This window comes from Allobosea sp. RCC_152_1, assembly GCF_041360765.1.
Taxonomy (GTDB): domain Bacteria; phylum Pseudomonadota; class Alphaproteobacteria; order Rhizobiales; family Beijerinckiaceae; genus Allobosea; species Allobosea spartocytisi.
Genome location: NZ_JBFUPU010000002.1, coordinates 57,074 through 77,212, shown reverse-complemented (window position 1 = coordinate 77,212; position 20,139 = coordinate 57,074). Strand labels below are relative to the sequence as shown.

At 67.7% G+C, this 20,139-nt stretch carries 20 protein-coding genes; 17 read left to right on the top strand and 3 right to left on the bottom strand.

The window, feature by feature from the left end; genetic code table 11:
- Window positions 1-261 precede the first annotated feature (261 nt).
- The 5 genes from AB6806_RS06690 (at window position 262) to AB6806_RS06670 (ending at window position 5,502) form a co-directional block, all read left to right on the top strand.
- The gene (locus AB6806_RS06690; protein ID WP_142021831.1) at window positions 262-579 is read left to right on the top strand and encodes a hypothetical protein; all 318 of its coding nucleotides are present in this window, start codon (window positions 262-264) and stop codon (window positions 577-579) included.
- A complete protein-coding gene (locus tag AB6806_RS06685) occupies window positions 579-2,330 on the top strand; it encodes an ABC transporter permease (protein ID WP_142021832.1) in 1,752 nt (583 codons plus the stop codon). Before AB6806_RS06690 ends, AB6806_RS06685 begins: the two co-directional genes overlap by 1 nt.
- Before the next feature lie 22 nt (window positions 2,331-2,352).
- Window positions 2,353-3,684, top strand: a complete 1,332-nt coding sequence (locus AB6806_RS06680; RefSeq protein ID WP_142021833.1) for an ABC transporter ATP-binding protein — start codon at window positions 2,353-2,355, stop codon at window positions 3,682-3,684.
- 116 nt (window positions 3,685-3,800) lie between these two features.
- Window positions 3,801-4,898 carry a sensor histidine kinase gene (locus tag AB6806_RS06675; protein WP_370954331.1) on the top strand — a complete coding sequence of 366 codons (1,098 nt, stop codon included), beginning with the start codon at window positions 3,801-3,803 and terminating at the stop codon, window positions 4,896-4,898.
- Window positions 4,891-5,502, top strand: coding sequence for a response regulator transcription factor (locus AB6806_RS06670; RefSeq protein ID WP_142021834.1), 612 nt, complete (start codon window positions 4,891-4,893; stop codon window positions 5,500-5,502). Before AB6806_RS06675 ends, AB6806_RS06670 begins: the two co-directional genes overlap by 8 nt.
- Before the next feature lie 66 nt (window positions 5,503-5,568).
- Here AB6806_RS06670 and AB6806_RS06665 read toward each other — a convergent pair whose 3' ends face one another.
- Entirely contained in the window at window positions 5,569-6,444 is an 876-nt protein-coding gene (locus AB6806_RS06665; protein WP_038358793.1) for an undecaprenyl-diphosphate phosphatase, read from the bottom strand.
- Window positions 6,445-6,828: 384 nt separating this feature from the next.
- Here AB6806_RS06665 and AB6806_RS06660 point away from each other — a divergent pair, with 384 nt between their 5' ends.
- From AB6806_RS06660 to AB6806_RS06630, 7 genes are all read left to right on the top strand, one after another.
- Window positions 6,829-7,311, top strand: a complete 483-nt coding sequence (locus tag AB6806_RS06660) for a GNAT family N-acetyltransferase (protein WP_113252447.1) — start codon at window positions 6,829-6,831, stop codon at window positions 7,309-7,311.
- Window positions 7,311-7,847, top strand: coding sequence for a dihydrofolate reductase (locus AB6806_RS06655; RefSeq protein ID WP_370954330.1), 537 nt, complete (start codon window positions 7,311-7,313; stop codon window positions 7,845-7,847). Before AB6806_RS06660 ends, AB6806_RS06655 begins: the two co-directional genes overlap by 1 nt.
- 159 nt (window positions 7,848-8,006) lie before the next feature.
- Window positions 8,007-9,161 (top strand): FtsH protease activity modulator HflK, encoded by a 1,155-nt coding sequence (gene hflK / locus AB6806_RS06650; protein WP_113252446.1) that lies wholly within the window; start codon window positions 8,007-8,009, stop codon window positions 9,159-9,161.
- Window positions 9,158-10,099 (top strand): protease modulator HflC, encoded by a 942-nt coding sequence (gene hflC / locus AB6806_RS06645; protein WP_038358783.1) that lies wholly within the window; start codon window positions 9,158-9,160, stop codon window positions 10,097-10,099. Before hflK ends, hflC begins: the two co-directional genes overlap by 4 nt.
- A gap of 18 nt (window positions 10,100-10,117) precedes the next feature.
- Window positions 10,118-10,309: a DUF2065 domain-containing protein gene (locus AB6806_RS06640; RefSeq protein WP_038358780.1), complete on the top strand. Its 192-nt coding sequence runs from the start codon at window positions 10,118-10,120 to the stop codon at window positions 10,307-10,309.
- A 125-nt stretch (window positions 10,310-10,434) separates the two neighbouring features.
- Window positions 10,435-11,952: a DegQ family serine endoprotease gene (locus tag AB6806_RS06635; RefSeq protein ID WP_038358778.1), complete on the top strand. Its 1,518-nt coding sequence runs from the start codon at window positions 10,435-10,437 to the stop codon at window positions 11,950-11,952.
- Window positions 11,953-12,132: 180 nt separating this feature from the next.
- Window positions 12,133-12,474, top strand: a complete 342-nt coding sequence (locus tag AB6806_RS06630) for a DHCW motif cupin fold protein (protein WP_142021836.1) — start codon at window positions 12,133-12,135, stop codon at window positions 12,472-12,474.
- Here the strand turns inward: AB6806_RS06630 and serB are convergent, their stop codons facing one another.
- On the bottom strand, window positions 12,475-13,362 hold the full coding sequence (gene serB / locus AB6806_RS06625; RefSeq protein WP_142021915.1) for a phosphoserine phosphatase SerB: 888 nt from the start codon (window positions 13,360-13,362) through the stop codon (window positions 12,475-12,477).
- Window positions 13,363-13,372: 10 nt separating this feature from the next.
- Between serB and miaA the strand changes: the two genes are divergently transcribed.
- Entirely contained in the window at window positions 13,373-14,302 is a 930-nt protein-coding gene (gene miaA / locus AB6806_RS06620; protein ID WP_113252443.1) for a tRNA (adenosine(37)-N6)-dimethylallyltransferase MiaA, read from the top strand.
- 2 nt (window positions 14,303-14,304) lie between these two features.
- Here miaA and AB6806_RS06615 read toward each other — a convergent pair whose 3' ends face one another.
- A complete protein-coding gene (locus tag AB6806_RS06615) occupies window positions 14,305-15,771 on the bottom strand; it encodes a GGDEF domain-containing protein (protein WP_051987487.1) in 1,467 nt (488 codons plus the stop codon).
- Window positions 15,772-16,274: 503 nt separating this feature from the next.
- Here AB6806_RS06615 and AB6806_RS06610 point away from each other — a divergent pair.
- The 4 genes from AB6806_RS06610 to ilvN all read left to right on the top strand — a co-directional run bounded on the left by AB6806_RS06610 (window position 16,275) and on the right by ilvN (window position 20,139).
- Window positions 16,275-18,038 (top strand): acetolactate synthase 3 large subunit, encoded by a 1,764-nt coding sequence (locus AB6806_RS06610; RefSeq protein ID WP_142021837.1) that lies wholly within the window; start codon window positions 16,275-16,277, stop codon window positions 18,036-18,038.
- A gap of 124 nt (window positions 18,039-18,162) precedes the next feature.
- Entirely contained in the window at window positions 18,163-18,873 is a 711-nt protein-coding gene (locus AB6806_RS06605; RefSeq protein ID WP_142021838.1) for an aspartate/glutamate racemase family protein, read from the top strand.
- Window positions 18,870-19,559, top strand: a complete 690-nt coding sequence (locus tag AB6806_RS06600) for a glutathione S-transferase family protein (protein ID WP_038358765.1) — start codon at window positions 18,870-18,872, stop codon at window positions 19,557-19,559. Before AB6806_RS06605 ends, AB6806_RS06600 begins: the two co-directional genes overlap by 4 nt.
- 37 nt (window positions 19,560-19,596) lie before the next feature.
- Window positions 19,597-20,139, top strand: coding sequence for an acetolactate synthase small subunit (gene ilvN, locus AB6806_RS06595; RefSeq protein ID WP_038358762.1), 543 nt, complete (start codon window positions 19,597-19,599; stop codon window positions 20,137-20,139).

The window sequence follows — 20,139 nt, the reverse complement described above, 5'->3', positions numbered from 1 at the left end:
GCTGCGATGCGGCCTCTATACCCAGGTATAGTTGGCGATGCCTTCGTCCGATTGATCCCGCCCCCGACAGCGCGCAAACAGCGTGACGTCGCCGCAACGAGGCGGCGCCCTTTCACATCGCACGGCCCTTCTTCGAGGAGGGAGAGATCGCGTCGGTCCGCTGCGGCGGCGCTTTGCGATCTCGCACGCCTGTGATGCAGGAGCGCGCCGGACGTCGCCCGGCGCTAAGGACGACTTCGAGCAGGTCGAAGGAGATGCGTCATGAACGATATCCTCGCCTTTCCCCGGTCGGTGGCTCCCGCCGGACCCGGCCCGGCGCGGCCTGTCTCTTCCCAGGTTCTGCGCTTCGCGCCGCGCATGAAGGCCGGGCGTTCGCGCCTCGTGGCCGCGTGGCGGATCAGCGAGGTGGATGGGCGTCTGGAATGCTGCTGGCAGCCGGAATGTGGGGAGGAGGGCGCCCGACGATCTCGCGCCAGCAGGCGCTGCAGAGTCTTCCTGCCCCATGCCGGGCTGCTGGCGCGCGGCGGCACGGCGCTCTCCATCGGCCATGCCGGTCGCTATTCAGCCGAGGTTCCGTGATGGCATTCCTGTCCAACAATCCCGAGCGGGGCAGCGCCCTTGCCGCTCTCGCCCGCGAGCGGGTGCTGCCCAATCTCTACGACCTCGCCGCCTTCGCGCTGCTCGCCACGCTCGCGGTGCTGACGTTCCATGGCGCGGCGGCGATGCATGCGCCGCTCGCCGGCCTTTCCAGCGCGCCCATCGCGCTCGATCCGGCGTTGCTGCCGGAATACGCGCTGCGCACGACGATGCGGATGTTCGCGGCGATCATCGCCTCGTTGATCTTCACCTTCGTCGTCGCGACCCTGGCGGCCAAGAGCCGCCGCGCCGAAATGCTGATCATTCCGGCGCTCGATATCCTTCAATCGGTGCCGGTGCTCGGCTTTCTGACCTTCACCGTCACCTTCTTCATGGGGCTGTTCCCCGGCAGCCAGCTCGGCGCCGAATGCGCCTCGATCTTCGCGATCTTCACCAGCCAGGCCTGGAACATGGCCTTCTCCTTCTATCAGTCGCTGCGGACCGTGCCGCGCGATCTGGACGAGGTCAGCCGCGGCTTCGGCCTGTCCTCCTGGCAGCGCTTCTGCCGGCTGGAGGCCCCGTTCGCGATGCCCGGCCTGGTGTGGAACACCATGATGTCGATGTCGGGCGGCTGGTTCTTCGTCGTCGCCTCGGAGGCGATCACGGTCGGCGACACGACGGTCCAGCTTCCGGGGCTCGGTTCCTGGCTCGCGCTCGCCATCAAGGAGCAGGACTTCCTGGCCGTGGGCTGGGCCGTGCTCGCCATGGCCGTGGTGATCGGCCTCTACGATCAGCTCCTGTTCCGCCCGATCGTCGCCTGGGCCGACAAGTTCCGCTTCGAGCAGACGGCGGGGCAGCGGAAGCCCCGCTCATGGGTCTATGGCCTGGCGCGCCGCACCCGCCTGCTCAAGCGCCTGATGGTTCCCTTCGCCTGGCTCGGCAACCGGCTCATGCTGCTGCGGTTTCGGCTGGCGTCCTCGCGGCCCGTCAGGATCGCCCCTGCGGCGAGCCGCGCGCTGGACTATGCTTGGCTCGGCCTGATCGTGGCGCTGGGCGCGTGGTCGACCTGGATCGCGGTCTCCTATGTCGGGCAGACCCTGTCGTGGGGGGATGCCGGGGATGCTTTGGTGCGCGGCCTCGTCACCCTGCTGCGGGTCGTCGTGTTGATCGCCGTCGCGAGCGTGATCTGGGTGCCGATCGGCGTATGGGTCGGCCTGCGCCCCGAGATTGCAGAGCGGGTCCAGCCGGTCGCGCAGTTCCTCGCGGCCTTTCCGGCCAATGTGCTGTTTCCCTTCGCCGTCATCGCCATCGTCAGCACCGGCGCGAGCCCGGAAATCTGGCTCTCGCCGCTGATGGTGCTGGGGACGCAGTGGTACATCCTGTTCAACGTCATCGCCGGGGCGAGCGCCTTCCCGACCGATCTGCGCGAGGTCGCCCGCGTCTACCAGCTCCGCTCATGGACCTGGTGGCGGCGCGTCATCCTGCCGGGGATCTTTCCCTACTACGTTACCGGCGCGCTGACGGCCTGCGGCGGCTCCTGGAACGCGAGCATCGTCGCCGAGGTGGCGAGCTGGGGCGATACCAAGCTCGAGGCCTATGGGCTGGGCTCCTACATCGCCAATGCGACCGAGGCCGGCGACTTTGCGCGCGTCGTGCTGGGCATCGCCGTGATGTCGCTCTTCGTCACCCTGTTGAACCGCGTGCTCTGGCGCCCGCTCTACGTCCTCGCCGAGCGCCGCATGCGCCTCGACTGAAGTTCCCGAAAGGATCCGACCGATGGACAGCATCACCGAGACTTCCGCATTGAACAGCAACCGGTCCGACGCGCTGGTCCGGGCTCGACAGGTCTGCCAGAGCTACGACAAGGGAGGGGCCGGCTCCCTCGTCGTGCTCGACAAGGTCGACGTCACGCTCGATCCCGGCGAGATCGTGGGTTTGCTCGGGCGTTCCGGCTCGGGAAAATCGACCTTGCTGCGGGCGATCGCCGGGCTGATCCAGCCGAGCGGCGGCACCGTCGAATTCTGCGGCCGGCCGGTGGCGGGGCCGAGTGCCGGAGTCGCCGTCGTCTTCCAGAGCTTCGCCCTGTTTCCCTGGTTGACGGTTCTGGAAAATGTCGAGCTCGGCCTCGAAGCGCAGGGCGTGGCGCCGGCCGAGCGGCGCAAGCGGGCGCTTGCCGCCATCGACCTGATCGGCCTCGACGGTTTCGAGAGCGCTTATCCGAAGGAATTGTCCGGCGGCATGCGCCAGCGCGTCGGGCTCGCCCGCGCCTTGGTCGTGCATCCCAAGGTCCTGCTGATGGACGAGCCGTTCTCGGCGCTCGACGTCCTGACCGCCGAGACGCTGCGCACGGACCTGCTTGACCTGTGGTGCGAGGGGCGGATGCCGATCGAGGCCATCCTGATGGTGACCCATAACATCGAGGAGGCGGTGCTGATGTGCGATCGCATCCTGCTCTTCGGCTCCAATCCCGGCCGCGTCATTGCGGAGCTGCGCGTCGAATTGCCCCAGCCGCGCAACCGTCTCGATCCCGCCTTCCGCGCGCTGGTGGACGAGATCTATGCGCGCATGACGGCGCGTCCGGGGGTCCCGGCGCGCGAGGGCTTTTTTCCCGGCACCGGCATCGCGATGTCGCTGCCGCGCGTCTCGACCAATCTCATGGCCGGTCTCATCGAGGCGATCGCAGCCGAACCCTATAAGGGCGAGGCCGATCTGCCGCCGCTCGCGGCGCAGCTCCATCACGAGATCGACGATCTCTTCCCGGTGGCGGAGACGCTCCAACTGCTCCGCTTCGCCGATATCGAGGGCGGCGACATCAGGCTCACGGCGCCGGGCTTACGCTTCGCCGACAGCGATGTCGACGAACGCAAGCGCCTCTTCGCCCAGCAGCTCGCCGCCTATGTACCGCTCGCGGCGCATATCCGCCGGGTGCTGGACGAGCGCTCGAGCCATCGGGCGCCGGCCGGGCGCTTCCGCGACGAACTCGAGGATCACATGTCGGAGGATTATGCCGCCACGACCCTCAAGGCCGTCACCAACTGGGCCCGTTATGGCGAGTACTTCGCCTATGACGAGGCCGCCGACCTCTTCACCCTCGAAAATCCGAGCTGAGGCACTCCCGGGCCGAGCGCTCGCCGCGCTCAGGGCGCAATGGTCGAACGGAGCCGCTTGCGGTACTGGATCGATGATGCCGCCCGGAACGAGCCCGGTCCGGCAAGCGGTGCGGGATGTCCGTGGGGGAGGCGATGCGCGTGCTCGACCGTGAGCGTTTCCGCCTCGGGAAGGCCGGGCTTGGCCTGAGCCTCGCCTTGCTGGCGGCCGCGATCTTCCTCGCCGATACCTATACCGATCTGGAGATCGCGGTTGCGGTCCTCTATGTCGCGGTGATCCTGGTTTCGGTGTGGTTTGACCGGCCGGCGGTCGTGCTCTGGGTCGGCGCGGCCAGCGCCGGGTTGACGATCCTCAGCTATCTGCTCACCCCGCGCGGGGCGGAGCATGCCGGGCTGGTCAACTGCCTCCTCAGCCTGATTGCGATCGGGGCTACGACCTATCTGGCGATACGGATCGAGGCCGCCGAAGCCCGCGCCCGCCAGGCGCGAGCGGAGCTTGCCCATATCTCGCGCGTCACGATGATGGGCGAGCTGACAGCATCGATCGCGCATGAGGTCAGCCAGCCGCTCGCCGGCATCGTCGCCAACGGGCACGCCGCCCTGCGCTGGCTTGCCGCCACCCCCGCCGACCCGGCCGAGGCCAGGCGGGCGCTGGAGCGCGTCGTCGCCGATGCGGACCGCGCCGGCGACGTGATCGGCCGCGTGCGCAGGATGGTGGCGAAGGCGCCTCCCTCGCGCGAGACGGTCGATGTGGCCGCCCTGATCGAGGACGTGCTGTCATTGACGCGCAGCGAGATCCGCAAGGCGCAAGTGACGTTGCGGACCGACCTGGCCGATGACCTGCCGCGGGTGATCGCCGACCGGGTCCAGCTGCAGCAGGTCGTCCTCAATCTGCTGGTGAACGCAGCCGAGGCCATCGGTCAGCAGGAAACCGGGCCGCGGGACATGCTGGTCGGCGCTGCAACCGATGGCGAGAGGGTCACCGTGAGCATCCGCGATACCGGCGTGAGCCTCGCCCCCGCCGCCATCGAGCGGATCTTCGACGCCTTCCACTCGACCAAGCCCGGCGGGATGGGCATGGGGCTGGCGATCAGCCGCTCGATCGTCGAGGCCCATGGTGGGACGATCTATGCCGCGGCCAATCCTCCGCGCGGCATGGTCTTCGGTTTCACCCTTCCGGTGAGGGCAGCGACAGCGGAGCGCAACCATGGCTGATGAGCCGCCGATCGTCTTCGTCGTCGACGACGATCCTTCCGTCCGCGACGGGCTGGACAGCCTGTTCCGCTCTGTCGGCTATGCGGTGGCGACCTTCGGTTCGGTCCAGGACTTTGCGCTGCACAGGCGCCCGGAAAGGCCGAGCTGCCTCGTCCTCGATGTCAGGATGCCCGGGCCGAGCGGCATGGATTTCCAGGCGGAGCTCGCAGGGATGGGCGATCCGCTTCCGATCGTTTTCCTGACCGGCCATGGCGATGTGCCCATGGCCGTGCGCGCCATGAAGACGGGCGCGGTGGAATTCCTGCTGAAGCCGTTCCGCGAGCAGGATCTGCTGGATGCGGTGCGCGCGGCGATCGAGCGGGACCGGGCGCGCAGGGCGCAGGAAGCCAGCCTGGCGGAGCTTGGGGCGCGCTTCGCGACGCTGTCGATGCGCGAGAAGGAGATCATGGCCTTCGTCGTCGCAGGCCGCCTGAACAAGCAGATCGCGGCCGATCTCAAGCTGAGCGAAGTGACGGTGAAGGTGCATCGCGGCCAGGTGATGCGGAAGATGGGGGCGGCCACGCTGGCGGATCTGATCGGGCTCGCAGGCAGGCTCAGGAGATAGCCATCCTCACGCCGGGGCGCGTGCGGCCGCGCACGCCTTCGCCATCTTGCCTCACACCGCAGGATTTCAGGCCAGAAACCCGGTCGCGACGGCCCAGAGGAGGAAGATGCCCATCCCGGCCCGGTAGATCACGAAGACCCAGCTCGACATCCGCTCGAGATACCGCATCAAGCCCCAGATCGCGGCGAAGGACGCGAGCGAGCCGGCGATCAGGCCGACCACCAGCAGCGCCACGGCATGGGCGTCGATGCCGGCCCTGGCGATCTCCCAGGCTTCCTTCAGCCCGGCCAGCGCGATGGCCGGCAGGCCGAGCAGGAAGGACAGCCGCGCCGCCTCGGCGCGCTTGAAGCCGAGGCCCAGCGCCGCCGTCAGGGTCGAGCCCGACCGCGAGACGCCGGGGATCAGGGCCCCGACCTGAGCCAGGCCGACCAGCAGGAAATCCCGGAAGCCGGCCTGCTCCACCGTCCGGCGATGGCTTGCGAACCATTCCGTCGCCGCGAGCAGCAGCGCCATCACCAGCGATGTCGCGCCGATCACCCCCAGCGCGCGCAGAGGCGAACCGCACCGGTTGAGCAGGGGCGCGAGCGCGACACCGGCAATGACGATCGGGATCGTCGCCAGGACGATGCCGAGCGCCAGCCGGCCCGGCCCTTCCGCGAAGCGGCGGGTTCTCACCGCGGCCAGCGCCCCGCCGGCGATGCTGCCGACATCGCGCCTGAAATAGCTGATCACGGCCGCCAGCGCTGCCAGTTGCATCAGCGCCGAGAAGGCGGAGCCGGGATCAGGCCAGCCGAGCAGGGCCGGCACGACCCGCATATGGGCCGTCGAGGAGATCGGCAGCAATTCGCTGACGCCCTGGACGAGCCCGAGCACGATGACCTGACCGAAGTCGAGAGCGGCGAACCCGGTGTCGAGTCCGGCGGAACAAGCGGCTGCTGCCATGATGATGGTCTCGTGACAAAGGAGGCGCGCGCCAAGCACAAAGCATTCCAGCGCGGATGACCGGTCGATGCTCCGGCTGCCGCGCCCGATTGGCCGTTCCCAGCGCCTTCGAGAGGCTCCGGTCTCGTCCGAGGCCTTCCGTAACCTGCGTTCGCGGTCTCCGAGCCTCACTCCAAATTTTGCAGTTCCGTTCAAACCTTGAGGCTCCCACGGCGTGTCGGGCCGACCACGCGAACAAGCAGAACGTGCGATCCCGCCGCGTGCGCCGGCAACCCATGTGCACAAGCCCCGAGCGGGGTGGCCCGGTCCGTCGCGGGTCGCTACACATCGTTTCGACCACACTTACGGCAACGCTCATTCGACCATCGAGGCTCCGATCGCCGCATGACTCTTTCCATCCGTCCCGCGCGCTCCGGCGAAGCCGGACTCGTGCTGAGCTTCGTCAAGGAACTCGCCGAATACGAGAAGCTGCTGCACGAGGTCGTCGCGACCGAGGACGAGATCGCGGCCTCGCTCTTCGGCGACAATCCGCGTGTCTTCTGCGACATCGCCGAATGGGATGGCGAGCCGGTCGGCTTCGCGCTCTGGTTCTATACCTATTCGACCTTCAGGGGCCGGCACGGCATCTGGCTCGAAGATCTCTTCGTGCGGCCGGGGCAGCGCGGCCGCGGCATCGGCAAGGCGCTGATGGCGCGGCTGGCGCAGCGTTGCGTCGCGGAGGACCTGCCGCGCCTCGCCTGGTGGGTGCTGAACTGGAACGAGCCGTCGCGCGTGTTCTACCGCTCCATCGGCGCCAAAGCGCAGGACGAGTGGACGGTGAAGCGGCTCGAGGGCGAGGCGCTGGCGAAGCTCGGCGCCGTGGGCTGATGGCGATGGCGGCGCTTCCTCTCGTCCTCGTCGCGGCGGTTGCCGACAATGGCGTGATCGGCAGCGACAACCAGTTGATCTGGCGGTTGAGGACCGATCTGCGGCGCTTTCGCCAGCTCACGACGGGGTGCCCGATCATCATGGGGCGCAAGACCTATCTCTCCATCGGCAAGCCGCTGCTGGGGCGCCGGACCATCGTGCTGACACGCGATCCCGGCTTCAATGCCGATGGCGTCGATGTCGCACATACGGTCGAGGAGGCGGTGGCGCTGGGTCAGAGGCTGGGGCGGGAGATGAACGCCCATGCCGTCATCATCGGCGGCGGCACCGAAATCTACGCCCAGATGCTGCCCCTGGCCGACAGGCTCGAACTGACGCTCGTTCACGCCGCTCCGGGGGGCGACGCGGTCTTTCCGCCCTGGGAGAAGGGCGCCTTCGTCGAAACCGCGCGGGAGAGCCATCCGGCCGATTCCGACAACGAACACCCCTTCACTTTCGCAAGCTATCGGCGGCGCGCCGGGGCGGGGCGCGGCTGATCGTCGCTTTTCCGAGCATGACGGGCGACTTGCGCCGTTGACGAATTCATGGCCCATGACCAAGTCAGGCGAGCGTCTCTCCCCGAGGCGCTGACAAATGGCCGCCATTCACCTATGGCTCGGCCTCAAGCACAATGAACGGAAGGGAACGGGCCCGGAATGCCTTGGAGTAACCAGAGCGGCGGCGGCAGCGGCGGGGGCGGACCCTGGGGCCAGCGCGGAGGCAGTGGCGGTGGCGGCCCATGGGGCGGCGGCTCCGGCGGGGGCAATGGCAATCCGCCCGACCTCGAGGAAATTCTGCGGCGCAGCCAGGACCGGCTGAAGAATCTCGTTCCCGGCGGCAATCTCGGCGGCCGCGGCCTTGCGCTCGGCGCGCTGGTCCTGATCGCGATCTGGCTTCTGTCCGGATTCTATTTCGTGCGGCCCAACGAGGTCGGCCTCAACGTCGTGTTCGGCAAGTTCGTCGGCAAGACGGGCGAGGGCGCCAACTGGAACTGGCCCTATCCGATCGGCAATGTGGTCAAGCCGCAGGTTACGAACGTCATCACCACCGAGGTCGGCTTCCGGACCGTCGAGGCGGTGCGCCAGTCGCGCCAGACCGACGTGATCGAGGAAAGCCTGATGCTCACCGGCGACGAGAACATCGTCGACATCGATTTCATCGTGCAGTGGCAGATCGACCCGGCCGCGCCCGAGAACTACGTCTTCAACATCCAGGACCCGCCCGGCACCGTCAAAGCCGTGGCCGAGGGCGCGATGCGCGAGATCATCGGCCGGCGCAACATCCAGCCGGTGCTGACCACCGACCGTGGCGCGATCGAGACGGAAGTGCGCCAGCTCATGCAGGATACGCTCAACGGCTACAATGCCGGCGTGCAGATCCGGCTCGTGCAGCTCCAGAAGGTCGATCCGCCGCAGCAGGTCATCGACGCCTTCCGCGACGTCCAGGCGGCGCGTGCCGACCAGGAGCGCCTGCGCAACGAGGCGCAGACCTATGCCAACCGCGTCGTGCCCGAGTCGCGCGGCCGCGCCGCCCAGCTCGTGCAGTCGGCTGAAGCCTACAAGGAGCAGACCGTGGCGGAAGCGCGCGGTCAGGCCAGCCGCTTCAACGCGGTCTACGAGCAGTACAAGAATGCTCCGGGCGTGACGCGCGAGCGCCTCTTCCTGGAGACGATGGAACGCGTGATGGGCGGAACCGACAAGATCATCCTCGACTCGACGGGCAACGGCCAGGGCGTGGTGCCCTATCTGCCGCTCGACCAATTGCAGAGGCTACCCGCCCGGGGCGGCCAGCAGCAGGGAGCGACCCGATGAACGGTTCCTTCCTTCGGGCGGCTCTTGTCGTCGTCCTCGTCGCCGTCGCGGCCGTGTTCTACGCCTGCACCTTCATCGTCTCGCAGACGCAGTCGGCGCTCGTGCTCAGGCTGGGCGCGGTGCGCGCGGTCAAGACCGAGCCGGGCCTCTATTTCAAATGGTTCGCGCCGATCGAGACGGTGACGCTGCTCGACAACCGCATCCTCGACCTCGATCTGCCGGCGCAGGAGATCATCGCCTCCGACCAGAAGCGTCTGGTGGTCGATGCCTTCACGCGCTACCGGATCTCTGATCCGCTGCGCTTCTACCAGGCGGTCAACAACATCCCGCGGGCGAATTCGCAGCTCACCTCGATCGTCAACGGCAATGTCCGTTCGGTCCTGGCGGATGCGACCTTCGTCGATGTGGTGCGCACCGAGCGGTCGCGGCTGATGGCCCGCATCCGCGACGTGGTGAACCGCGAGGCGGCGCGCTTCGGCATGACGGTCGTCGACGTCAAGCTGCGCCGCGTCGACCTGCCGGCGGCGAACTCGGCGGCGGTGTTCCAGCGCATGCAGACCGAACGTCAGCGCGAGGCGGCGGAAGCGCGCGCGCTCGGCGGTCAGCAGGCGCAGGAGATCCGCGCAAGGGCCGACAGGGACGCGACCGTGATCGTCGCGGAAGCGCAGCAGAAGTCCGACGAGATCCGCGGCCAGGGCGAAGGCGAGCGCAACAGGGTGTTCGCCGAGGCCTTCGGCAAGGATCCGGAGTTCTTCGCCTTCTACCGCTCGATGCAGGCCTATGAGGCGAGCATCAAGCCGGGCGATACGCGCATGGTGCTGACCCCCGATTCGCCGTTCTTCCAGTTCTTCAACGGGCCGAACACGCAGCGCGGGGGCGGACAGGCGCAATCTCAGGCCGCGCCGGCAAACCCGGCTCCCGTGCCGGCACGGCCCTGATCACAGCGAGCGACGCGGATGTTCGACTTCATCGCGGCGCTCGGCCTGGTCTTCGCCATCGAGGGCATTCTCTTCGCTTCGATTCCGCATCTGGCGAAGGATGCCCTGCGCAGCGCGGCGGAGACGCCGCCCGATCGGATGCGTCTGATCGGGCTCGGCTCGGCGGTGCTCGGCGTGATCCTGGTCTGGATCGCGCGCGGAAGCTGGTAGACTATCCCGCGATCGTGTTCGATGACACGATTGTGCGTCGCCCTTCCGCCGCATTTCGGAGTTCAATTCGGCGCGAGAGTTGTGCCGCATCGATCGGCCTGCCTTTTTCCGTCATGAGGATTCAAATGGCATTGAAAACCGTTCCCGTGGCTGCCCGGTCCGTCCGCATCGCGCTCGCGGCCGGCGTGGCCGGCCTGGCGCTGCTGACGCCGGTGCTGGCGCCGGCGCAGGCCAGAGCCAATACCCCCTTGCTGCAAGGTCAGACCTCGCTCGCCGACCTCGTCGACAAGGTGATGCCGGCGGTGGTCAACATCTCCGCCGTTACGACCAGCGACACCAAGGGCCGCAACCTGCCGCAATTGCCGCAGCTCGGTCCCGATACGCCCTTCGGCGACCTGTTCGAGGAGTTCTTCAACCGCCGCAACCAGCAGGGCGAGCGCCAGGCGCCGCAGCAGCGCCGGTCGCAATCGGCGGGTTCGGGCTTCGTCATCGACCCGTCGGGCATCGTCGTCACCAATAATCACGTCATCGGCGACGCCAACGAGATCACGGTGATCTTCGGCGACGGCCTGCGGCTCAAGGCCGAGGTCATCGGCAAGGACACCAAGGTCGATCTCGCCGTGCTGCGGGTGAAGCACGACAAGCCGCTGCCTTCCGTGAAGTTCGGCGATTCCGACAAGATGCGGATCGGCGATCCGGTGATGGCGATCGGCAACCCGTTCGGCCTCGGCGGCTCGGTCTCGTCGGGCATCATCTCGGCCCGCAACCGCGACATCAGCCAGGGGCCGTACGACACCTATATCCAGACAGACGCGGCCATCAACAAGGGCAATTCCGGCGGCCCGCTGTTCAACATGGCCGGCGAGGTCATCGGCATCAACACGGCGATCCTGTCGCCGACCGGCGGCTCGGTCGGCATCGGCTTCGCCGTGCCGGCCGCGCTGGCGGCGAACGTGGTCGAGCAGTTGCGCGAATTCGGCGAGACCCGCCGCGGCTGGCTCGGCGTGCGCATCCAGAGCATCGACGACGCCACCGCGGATGCGCTGGGACTGGGCACGGCGCGCGGCGCGCTGATCGCCGGCGTCGACGAGAAGGGCCCGGGCAAGCCGGCCGGCCTCGAGACCGGCGACGTGATCACCAAGTTCGACGGCAAGGACGTGAAGGATTCGCGCGATCTGCCGCGCATCGTCGCCGCGACGCCGGTCGGCAAGGACGTGCCGGTCACGATCGTCCGCAAGGGCAAGGAAGAGATCAAGACGGTCAAGCTCGGCCGCCTCGAAGATGGCGAGAAGGTCCAGACCGCCTCCGCCAGCAAGCCCACTCCGGAAGCGGCGAAGCCAGCGGTGACGAGCGCGCTCGGCCTCGAACTTTCGGCCCAGAACGACGAGCTCAGGAAGCGCTATTCGATCAAGGACGGGCTGAAGGGCGTCGTCGTGACGAAGGTCGATCCGAACTCGAACGCCGCCGACAAGCGCATCATGGTCGGCGAGCTGATCGTCGAGGTCGGGCAGGAGCCGGTCAACACGCCGGACGAGCTGACCAAGCGCCTCGATGCGCTGAAGAAGGAGGGCAAGAAGTCCGCCCTTCTGCTGGTTTCCAACGGCCAGGGCGAGGTCCGCTTCGTCGCGGTGGCGATGAACTGACCGGTCCCTGACAGGGCGAGATCGAGGGCGGCCCGGCGGGCCGCCCTTTTTGTTTGGCGCCCGCGCTTTGCGGGCATGCCGCCGATCCCGTCTTTGCGATGGCGCATCCGGCTCGCGGCTGGCACCTTGCGTGCCTTCGGCATGGCAAGACGGGCGCGGCTCCGGCCGGTGAGCAGCGACATGAAGATCAGCGATATTTCCTTCGTCACCACCGACTGGTCGGCCGTGCCGGCCGAGCGCCATGCCGGCGACGCCGGGGAGGCGATCTGGCGCGTCCAGTATTTCGGACCGGAGGAGAACCGCATCCGGGTGCGGATGGTCGAGTATTCGGCCGGCTACGTCGCCGATCACTGGTGCACGAAGGGCCACATCATCCTGTGCCTGGAAGGCGAGATGGAGACGACGCTGGACGATGGCCGCGTCATGCCGCTCAAGGCCGGCATGAGCTATCAGGTCGCCGATGGCGCCGAGGCGCACCGCTCGCAGACGAAGACGGGCGCGAAGCTCTTCATCGTCGATTGATCAGCGCCTGACGATCTCGCCGCCGGTATAGCCCTGGGCGTAGAGCAGGGCGGTGAGATCGGCGTGCTCCAGCCGGGCATCGGCCGCGGCCGCGACAGCGGGCTTGGCACGGAAGGCGATGCCGAGGCCGGCCTCGCCGAGCATGGCAAGGTCGTTGGCGCCGTCGCCGACCGCAAGCGTCTGCTCGGGGCGGAGGCCGAAGCGGCTGCGCAGTTCGACGAGCGAATCGAGCTTGGCCTGCTTGCCGAGGATCGGGTCGGCGACCTCGCCGGTCAGGATGCCGTCCTGCGCCAGCAGCACGTTCGAGCGGTGCTCGTCGAAGCCGATGGCGGCGCTGATCGGACCGGTGAAGACGGTGAAGCCGCCGGAGACCAGGGCGGTGTAGGCGCCGTTGGCGCGCATCGTATGGACGAGCTCGTAGCCGCCCGGTGTCAGGGTGATGCGGTCGCGGATGATCTCGTCGACCACCGACAGCGGCACGCCCTTCAGCAAGGCGACGCGTTCGCGCAGCGCCGGCTCGAAGGCGATCTCGCCGCGCATGGCGCGCTCGGTGATGGCTGAGACGAGATCCTTCAGCCCGACACAGGCGGCGAGCTCGTCGATGCATTCCTGGCCGATCATCGTCGAATCCATGTCGGCAAGGAACAGGGCCTTGCGGCGGCTCGCTTCGGGCTGGACGATGACGTCGATCGCCACATCTTCCAGCGCGGTCCGGATTTCGGCTTCGAGCTTGCGCGCGTCGGTTCCATCCGCGAAGAGATCGGCGGCGATGGCGCCGTCCAGCGTGGCTGTGCGATGGATGCCCGGCACTGCGCGGGCGAGGCGTGCGAGCAGGGCCTCGCCGACGAGCGCCTGGCCATGGGCGGAAACAAGTGTCGCGACGAGCATGTGAGGACCGGTGACGCAGGCGGAAGAGACGATCAGGGCGGTGCTCATCGCAGGTCCGACCGCCAGCGGCAAGTCCGCGCTCGCCATCGAGATCGCCCGGCGGCTGGACGGCGTCGTGGTCAACGCCGATTCCATGCAGGTCTATGCCGATCTGCGCATCCTCTCCGCCCGCCCGAGCGAGGCCGAGGAGGCGCTCGCGCCGCACCGGCTCTACGGCCATGTCGACGGTGCCGTGAATTACTCGGCGATGCGCTATGCGGCGGATGTCGCGGCCTTGCTGCCGCAGCTTTGGGAGCAGGGCAAGCTGCCGATCCTGGTGGGGGGAACGGGGCTCTACTTCAAAGCGGTGACCGAGGGCTTCTCGGCGATGCCGCCCGTGCCGGAGGCGGTGCGCTCCGCCTTCCGAGCGCGAGCGGAGGGCGCCGCGACCGAGGCGCTGCATGCCGAGCTTGCCGCTCTCGATCCCCTCATGGCCGACCGGCTGCGGCCGTCGGACCGGCTGCGGATCATGCGTGCCATCGAGGTGCATCTGGCGACCGGGCGTTCGCTGGCGAGCTTCCAGGGCGAGCGCGAGCCGGGACCTCTCGACGGCATGGCGCTGCTACGCCTGTTCGTCAGCCCGTCGCGTGAGGATGTGCGCGCCCGGATCGACCGGCGCTTCGAGGCGATGATGGCGACAGGCGCGCTGGAGGAGGTTGCGCGGCTGCGGGAGCGGGGGCTCGATCCGCTCCTGCCGATCATGCGCGCCCATGGCGTGCCGGGTCTGATCGCGCATCTCGACGGCGAAATCTCGCTGGAGGAGGCGATCGCGCGCGGGCAGGCCGACACGCGCGCCTATTCCAAGCGGCAGGTGACATGGTTCCGGCACCAGATGGCGGGCTGGCAGGCGGTGGCGCCGGAGGCCGCGCTGGAGACGGCGCTCGCCGGCCTGAAACGCTGAACTCAGGCCGCGACGGCGGCGATCGTGCTCGCCTCGGCGATGCCGATCCGGTTCCGGCCCTCGTTCTTGGCACGGTAGAGCGCCTGGTCGGCGCGCTCCATCAGCATGGCGAGCTGCTCTTCCGACTGGCGTGTCGCGATGCCGTAGCTGGCGGTGACCTTGAGTTCGAGCGTCTCGGAAACGGGCAAGGCGCGGCTCGCCAGCGCGTCCTGGATCTGGCGCGTCTTGGCCACCGCCTCGGCCCCGCCGGCCCCGCGCAGCAGAATGGCGAATTCCTCGCCGCCGACGCGGGCGACGAGGTGGCGCTCGCCGCGCAGCAGCCCGAGCAGCATATCGGCGAAGGCACGGATGACGGCGTCTCCCGCCGCATGGCCGTGGGAGTCGTTGACCTGCTTGAAATGGTCGAGATCGACGATGATGAGCGAGATGTCAGCATCCTCGCTCGCACCCGTCGCCATCGCGGCATGGGCGCGCTCGGTGAAGGAGCGGCGGTTGAGGAGAGCGGTCAGCGGGTCGGTCTCGGCGAGGCGCCGCAGTTCCTTTTCGCGTTCCTCGCGATAGCCGATCTCTTCGGACAGGGCCCGGCGCGTCGCCCGCTCCCGGCCGATCTCGAGCGCGAGCGTCGCGGCGCGCAGTTGCAGGGTCTGGTTGGCGACGGTGAGGTCGGTGATGTCGGTCAGTGTCATGAGGAGCCCGTCGCCGAGGGGGGCGACCGCGAGCCTCAGCCAGGTCGTGCGCTCGCCAAGAGCGAAGGCGGTTTCGAAGGTGTCGGCGCGCTGATGCTGCATCGCGTGGAGGCAGCGGCGCCAGAGCGTCGGGTCGCTGAGGAAGGGCAGGCCCTCCCGGCCTTCGCAATCCAGCAGGCAGGCACCGGGCCGTCCGGCCAGTTCGGCCGCCCGTGCATTTGCCGTGACGATGACCGTGCGGTCGATGCCGCCATCATCGTCGCGGATGGCGCGCAGCGCGACGATGCCGCTCGGTGAGTTGTCCAGCACCGCATTGAGCAGGTCCTCGCGGAACTGCAACGGGCGGCTGAAGGCGACCACCACGTCCCGTCCGTCCTGCGCGATGGTGGGGAGCAGGAGGCGCTCCCACAGCGCGACGCGGGTGATCGGCTTGGAACGGTGGATGGTGTAGAGCGGCTTGCGCTCCGAGCGCGCGCGTTCGGCGCAGTCGCGCGTGAATGTCGCGACCTGCGGCCGCATCGCGGCCAATGTCTCGCCCAGCCGCGAGCCGCCGACATAGCGCACGATCTCGCGGCCGTAATGGATCCAGCGATAATCACCGTCATCGGTCGGCTCAAGGATGACCAAGTCCTCGCCGAAGGCCGGCATGATTTCGGCGATGAAGTCTTCGTAGGCGACGGGCCGGCCGTTGCGACCATGGAACGCGAACCGGTCGAGCAGCTTCGCGATCTCGGGCGCATGGGCGCGGGCTGCGATGTTTTCGGTATGGACTTCGTGGTACATAGCCGTCCCGGTTCGAGCGGGCGCAACGCTAAGACAGGCAGGTTGAGAAACCGTTCCGCGATGGACGCGATTTTTGCGTAATCGTGTCAATCATTCGGTTGCCAACCGTTCAAGGGGGTCTTCAACCTTCGGAGGGGGCTCTGTGACCCCGAGGGGTGCAGGCTGCAGGGAGCGCGCAGCCGATGTTCCTTTTGTCGATATCCCTTGCCGATGCCGGCGGTTGCTCCGAGGCCGCAGGCCGTCATCCGGGAGCGTCGCATTTTTTTCCGGGGGCTGTAGCCTACGCTTAGCGCTTGACCGGCCTCGCGGCCTCCGTTAGCGTCCGGCAACTTACGACAAGGATCATGAGCGCAATGCGCAAGCTTATTCTCGTAGAGGTGCGCTGGTAGGGGCCGGTTTAACAACCGGGCGTCCCCGACGCCAGCGCACGCCCAGGCCCCTCCGAGGGCCTTTTTTATTGCCCGTTTTCCACCATCACCGAAGACAAGCCGCAGGAGAGCGTTATGAGCGAGATGATGACCGGAGCCGAGATGGTCGTCCGCGCGCTTCAGGACCAGGGCGTCGAGCATCTGTTCGGATATCCCGGCGGCGCCGTACTCCCGATCTATGACGCGATCTTCCAGCAGGACAAGGTCAAGCACGTGCTCGTCCGCCACGAGCAGGGCGCGGTCCATGCCGCCGAGGGCTATGCCCGCTCCGGCCCGGGCAAGGTCGGCTGCGTGTTGGTCACTTCGGGGCCCGGCGCGACCAATGCCGTCACCGGCCTGACCGACGCGCTGCTCGACTCGATCCCGGTTGTCGTCATCACCGGCCAGGTTCCGACCCATCTGATCGGCTCCGACGCCTTCCAGGAATGCGACACGGTCGGCATCACCCGCTCCTGCACCAAGCACAACTATCTGGTGAAGAGCATCCACGACCTGCCGCGCATCCTCCACGAGGCCTTCTATGTCGCCTCGAACGGCCGCCCGGGCCCGGTCGTCATCGACATTCCGAAGGACATCCAGTTTGCGACCGGCGCCTATAGCCGCCCGCGCGACAACCAGCACAAGACCTACCGCCCGGTGGTCAAGGGCGACCTCGCCAAGATCAAGGCGGCGATCGAGTTGATCGCCAGCGCGAAGAAGCCGGTCTTCTACACCGGCGGCGGCGTCATCAATTCCGGCCCCCATGCCTCGGCGCTGCTGCGCGAGCTCGCCCGGCTGACGGGCTTTCCCGTCACCTCGACGCTGATGGGGCTCGGCGCCTTCCCGGCCGCCGACAAGCAGTGGCTCGGCATGCTCGGCATGCACGGCACCTACGAGGCCAATCTCGCGATGCATGACTGCGACGTCATGATCAATATCGGCGCGCGCTTCGACGACCGCATCACCGGGCGGATCGACGGCTTCTCGCCGCGCTCGAAGAAGATCCATATCGACATCGACCCGTCCTCGATCAACAAGACGGTCAAGGCCGATATCGGCATCGTCGGCGATTGCGCCCATGTGCTGGAGGACATGGTCCGGATTTGGCGCGAGAGCAGCCCGCAGATCGACAAGACGGCGCTTGCCGCCTGGTGGACGCAGATCGAGGGCTGGCGCGGGCGCAAGAGCCTCGCCTACAAGCAGTCCGACACGATCATCAAGCCGCAATATGCGCTGGAGCGCCTCCATGCGCTGACGAAGGATCGCGATACCTACATCACGACCGAGGTCGGCCAGCACCAGATGTGGGCGGCGCAGTACCTGCAGTTCCAGGAGCCGAACCGCTGGATGACCTCAGGCGGCCTCGGCACGATGGGCTACGGCCTGCCGGCGGCCATCGGCGTGCAGATGAAGCACCCCAAGGCGCTCGTCATCGACGTCGCCGGCGAGGCCTCGATCCTGATGAACATGCAGGAGATGTCGACGGCGGTGCAGTACCGGCTGCCGGTGAAGATCTTCATCCTGAACAACGAGTACATGGGCATGGTGCGCCAGTGGCAGGAATTGCTGCATGGCGGGCGCTATTCGGAGAGCTATTCGCAGTCGCTGCCGGACTTCGTGAAGCTCGCCGAAGCCTATGGCGGCCACGGCATCCGCTGCGACGACCCGGCCAAACTCGACGCCGCGATCATGGAGATGATCGAGACGCCCGGCCCGGTGATCTTCGACTGCCATGTCGCCAAGGAAGAGAATTGCTTCCCGATGATCCCGTCGGGCAAGGCGCATAACGAGATGATCCTGCCCGATTTCGAAGGCGATACCGGCCAGATCATCGACGCCAAGGGCAAGCAGCTCGTCTGATCGGGAACACCTCCGTCATTGCGAGCGCAGCGAAGCAATCCAGGAGCGGCCGCGCTTCACGTCCCCTGGATTGCTTCGTCGCTGACGCTCCTCGCAATAACGGCAGGGGGAAGGGAAGAACACCATGGCGACGATCGGCCTGATCGGCGGAATGAGCTGGGAATCGACGGCGGTCTACTACCGGCTGCTCAATGAAGGCGTGCGCTCTCGCTTGGGCGGGCTGCATTCGGCCGATGTGCTGCTGCATTCGCTCGACTTCGCGGGTATCGCGGAGATGCAGGCGCAGGGCGACTGGGCGGCGGCCGGCGCGGCTCTGGCCCAGAGCGCAAGGCGGCTGGAGCACGCCGGTGCCTCCTGCCTCGTCCTCTGCACCAACACCATGCACAAGGTCGCCGACCAGATCACGGGGGCGACCAAGCTGCCCTTCCTGCATCTGGCGGATGTGACGGCGCAGGCGATCCGCGCGACCTCCGCGCGGCGCCCGCTGCTGCTGGCGACGCGCTTCACCATGGAGCAGGCGTTCTATCGCGACCGGCTCAAGGCCTTCGGCGTCGAGGCGCTGGTGCCGCAGGCGCAGGAGCGGGACGAGGTTCACCGCATCATCTACGAGGAGTTGTGCCGCGGCCGCATCGAGGCGGCCTCCAAGGCGCGCTATCTCGCGGTCATCGAGCGGGCGATCCGGGAGGAGGGCGCGGACGGCGTCATCCTCGGCTGTACCGAGATCGGGCTGCTGCTGTCGCAGGCCGATTGCGCCGTGCCGGTCTTCGACACCACGGCGCTGCATGTCGCGGCGGCGCTCGACTATGTCGGTGAAGTGGAGAGCGTCGCCGCATGAAACTGCTGATCGGCAACAAATGCTATTCCTCCTGGTCGCTCAGGGCCTGGCTGCTGCTGCGCGCCAAGGGCATCGCCTTCGAGGAGCAACTCGTTCCGCTCGACGAGCCCGGCTTCAAGGAGGCGGTCTTCGCAGCGGTGCCCGGCAGCGGCGGCACCTTGCCGGCGCTGGTCGATGGCGATGTCGCGGTCTGGGAGAGCACGGCGATCGCCGACTATCTGCACGAGACCTATCCCGAAGCCGGGATCTGGCCGCGTGACAAGGCGGCGCGCGCCCATGCCCGCTCCGTCTCGGCCGAAATGCATGCCGGCTTCCAGGGATTGCGCGGCAGCTGCCCGATGAATCTCGGCAAGCGCTTCGCGGCGCGCGACCGGGGGGCTCATGTCGCCCGCGACGTGGCCCGCATCACGGCGATCTGGCGCGAGGCGCGCGAGCGCTTCGGCGCTCGCGGGGAGGGGCCGTTCCTCTACGGCGCCTTCTCGGCGGCCGATGCGATGTTCGCGCCCGTGGTGACGCGGCTCGACACCTACGCGATCGCCGTCGACCCGGTATCATCCGCCTATATGCAGGCCGTGCTGGCGCTGCCGGCCTATCGGGAATGGCTGGCCGGCGCATTGGCCGAGCCCTGGGTCGTGGCGCAGGACGAGGTCGACGAGCCCGCCACCGCCAATCTTCGCGAAATCTGAACTCAATCTCCTTTCACCCCGCCTTGCAGGTCTACCCATGTCGAAACCGGCCACGCATTATCCGAACGCTCCCAAGTCGCAGCCGACCGCGCGCCACACGCTGGCGGTGATCGTCGACAACGAACCGGGCGTTCTTGCCCGCATTGCCGGGCTTTTCTCGGGCCGTGGCTACAATATCGAGAGCCTCACCGTCTCCGAGACCGAGCATGAAAAGCATATCTCGCGCATCACGGTGGTGACCTCCGGCACCGCCAACGTCATCGACCAGATCAAGGCGCATCTCGACCGGCTGGTGCCGGTGCATCGCGTCGTCGACCTGACCGCGCAGGGCGAGGCGATCGAGCGCGAGCTCGCGCTGGTCAAGGTCGTCGGCAAGGGTGAGGCCCGCGTCGAGGCGATGCGGCTGGCCTCCGCCTTCGGGGCGCGCACGCTCGATGCCTCGCTGACCTCCTTCGTCTTCGAGCTGACCGGCTCGACCGAGGAGATCGAGCGCTTCATCAAGATGATGACGGTGGTCGGGTTGACCGAGGTGTCGCGCACCGGCATCGCCGCGATGAGCCGCGGCCCCGAGGCGATGTGA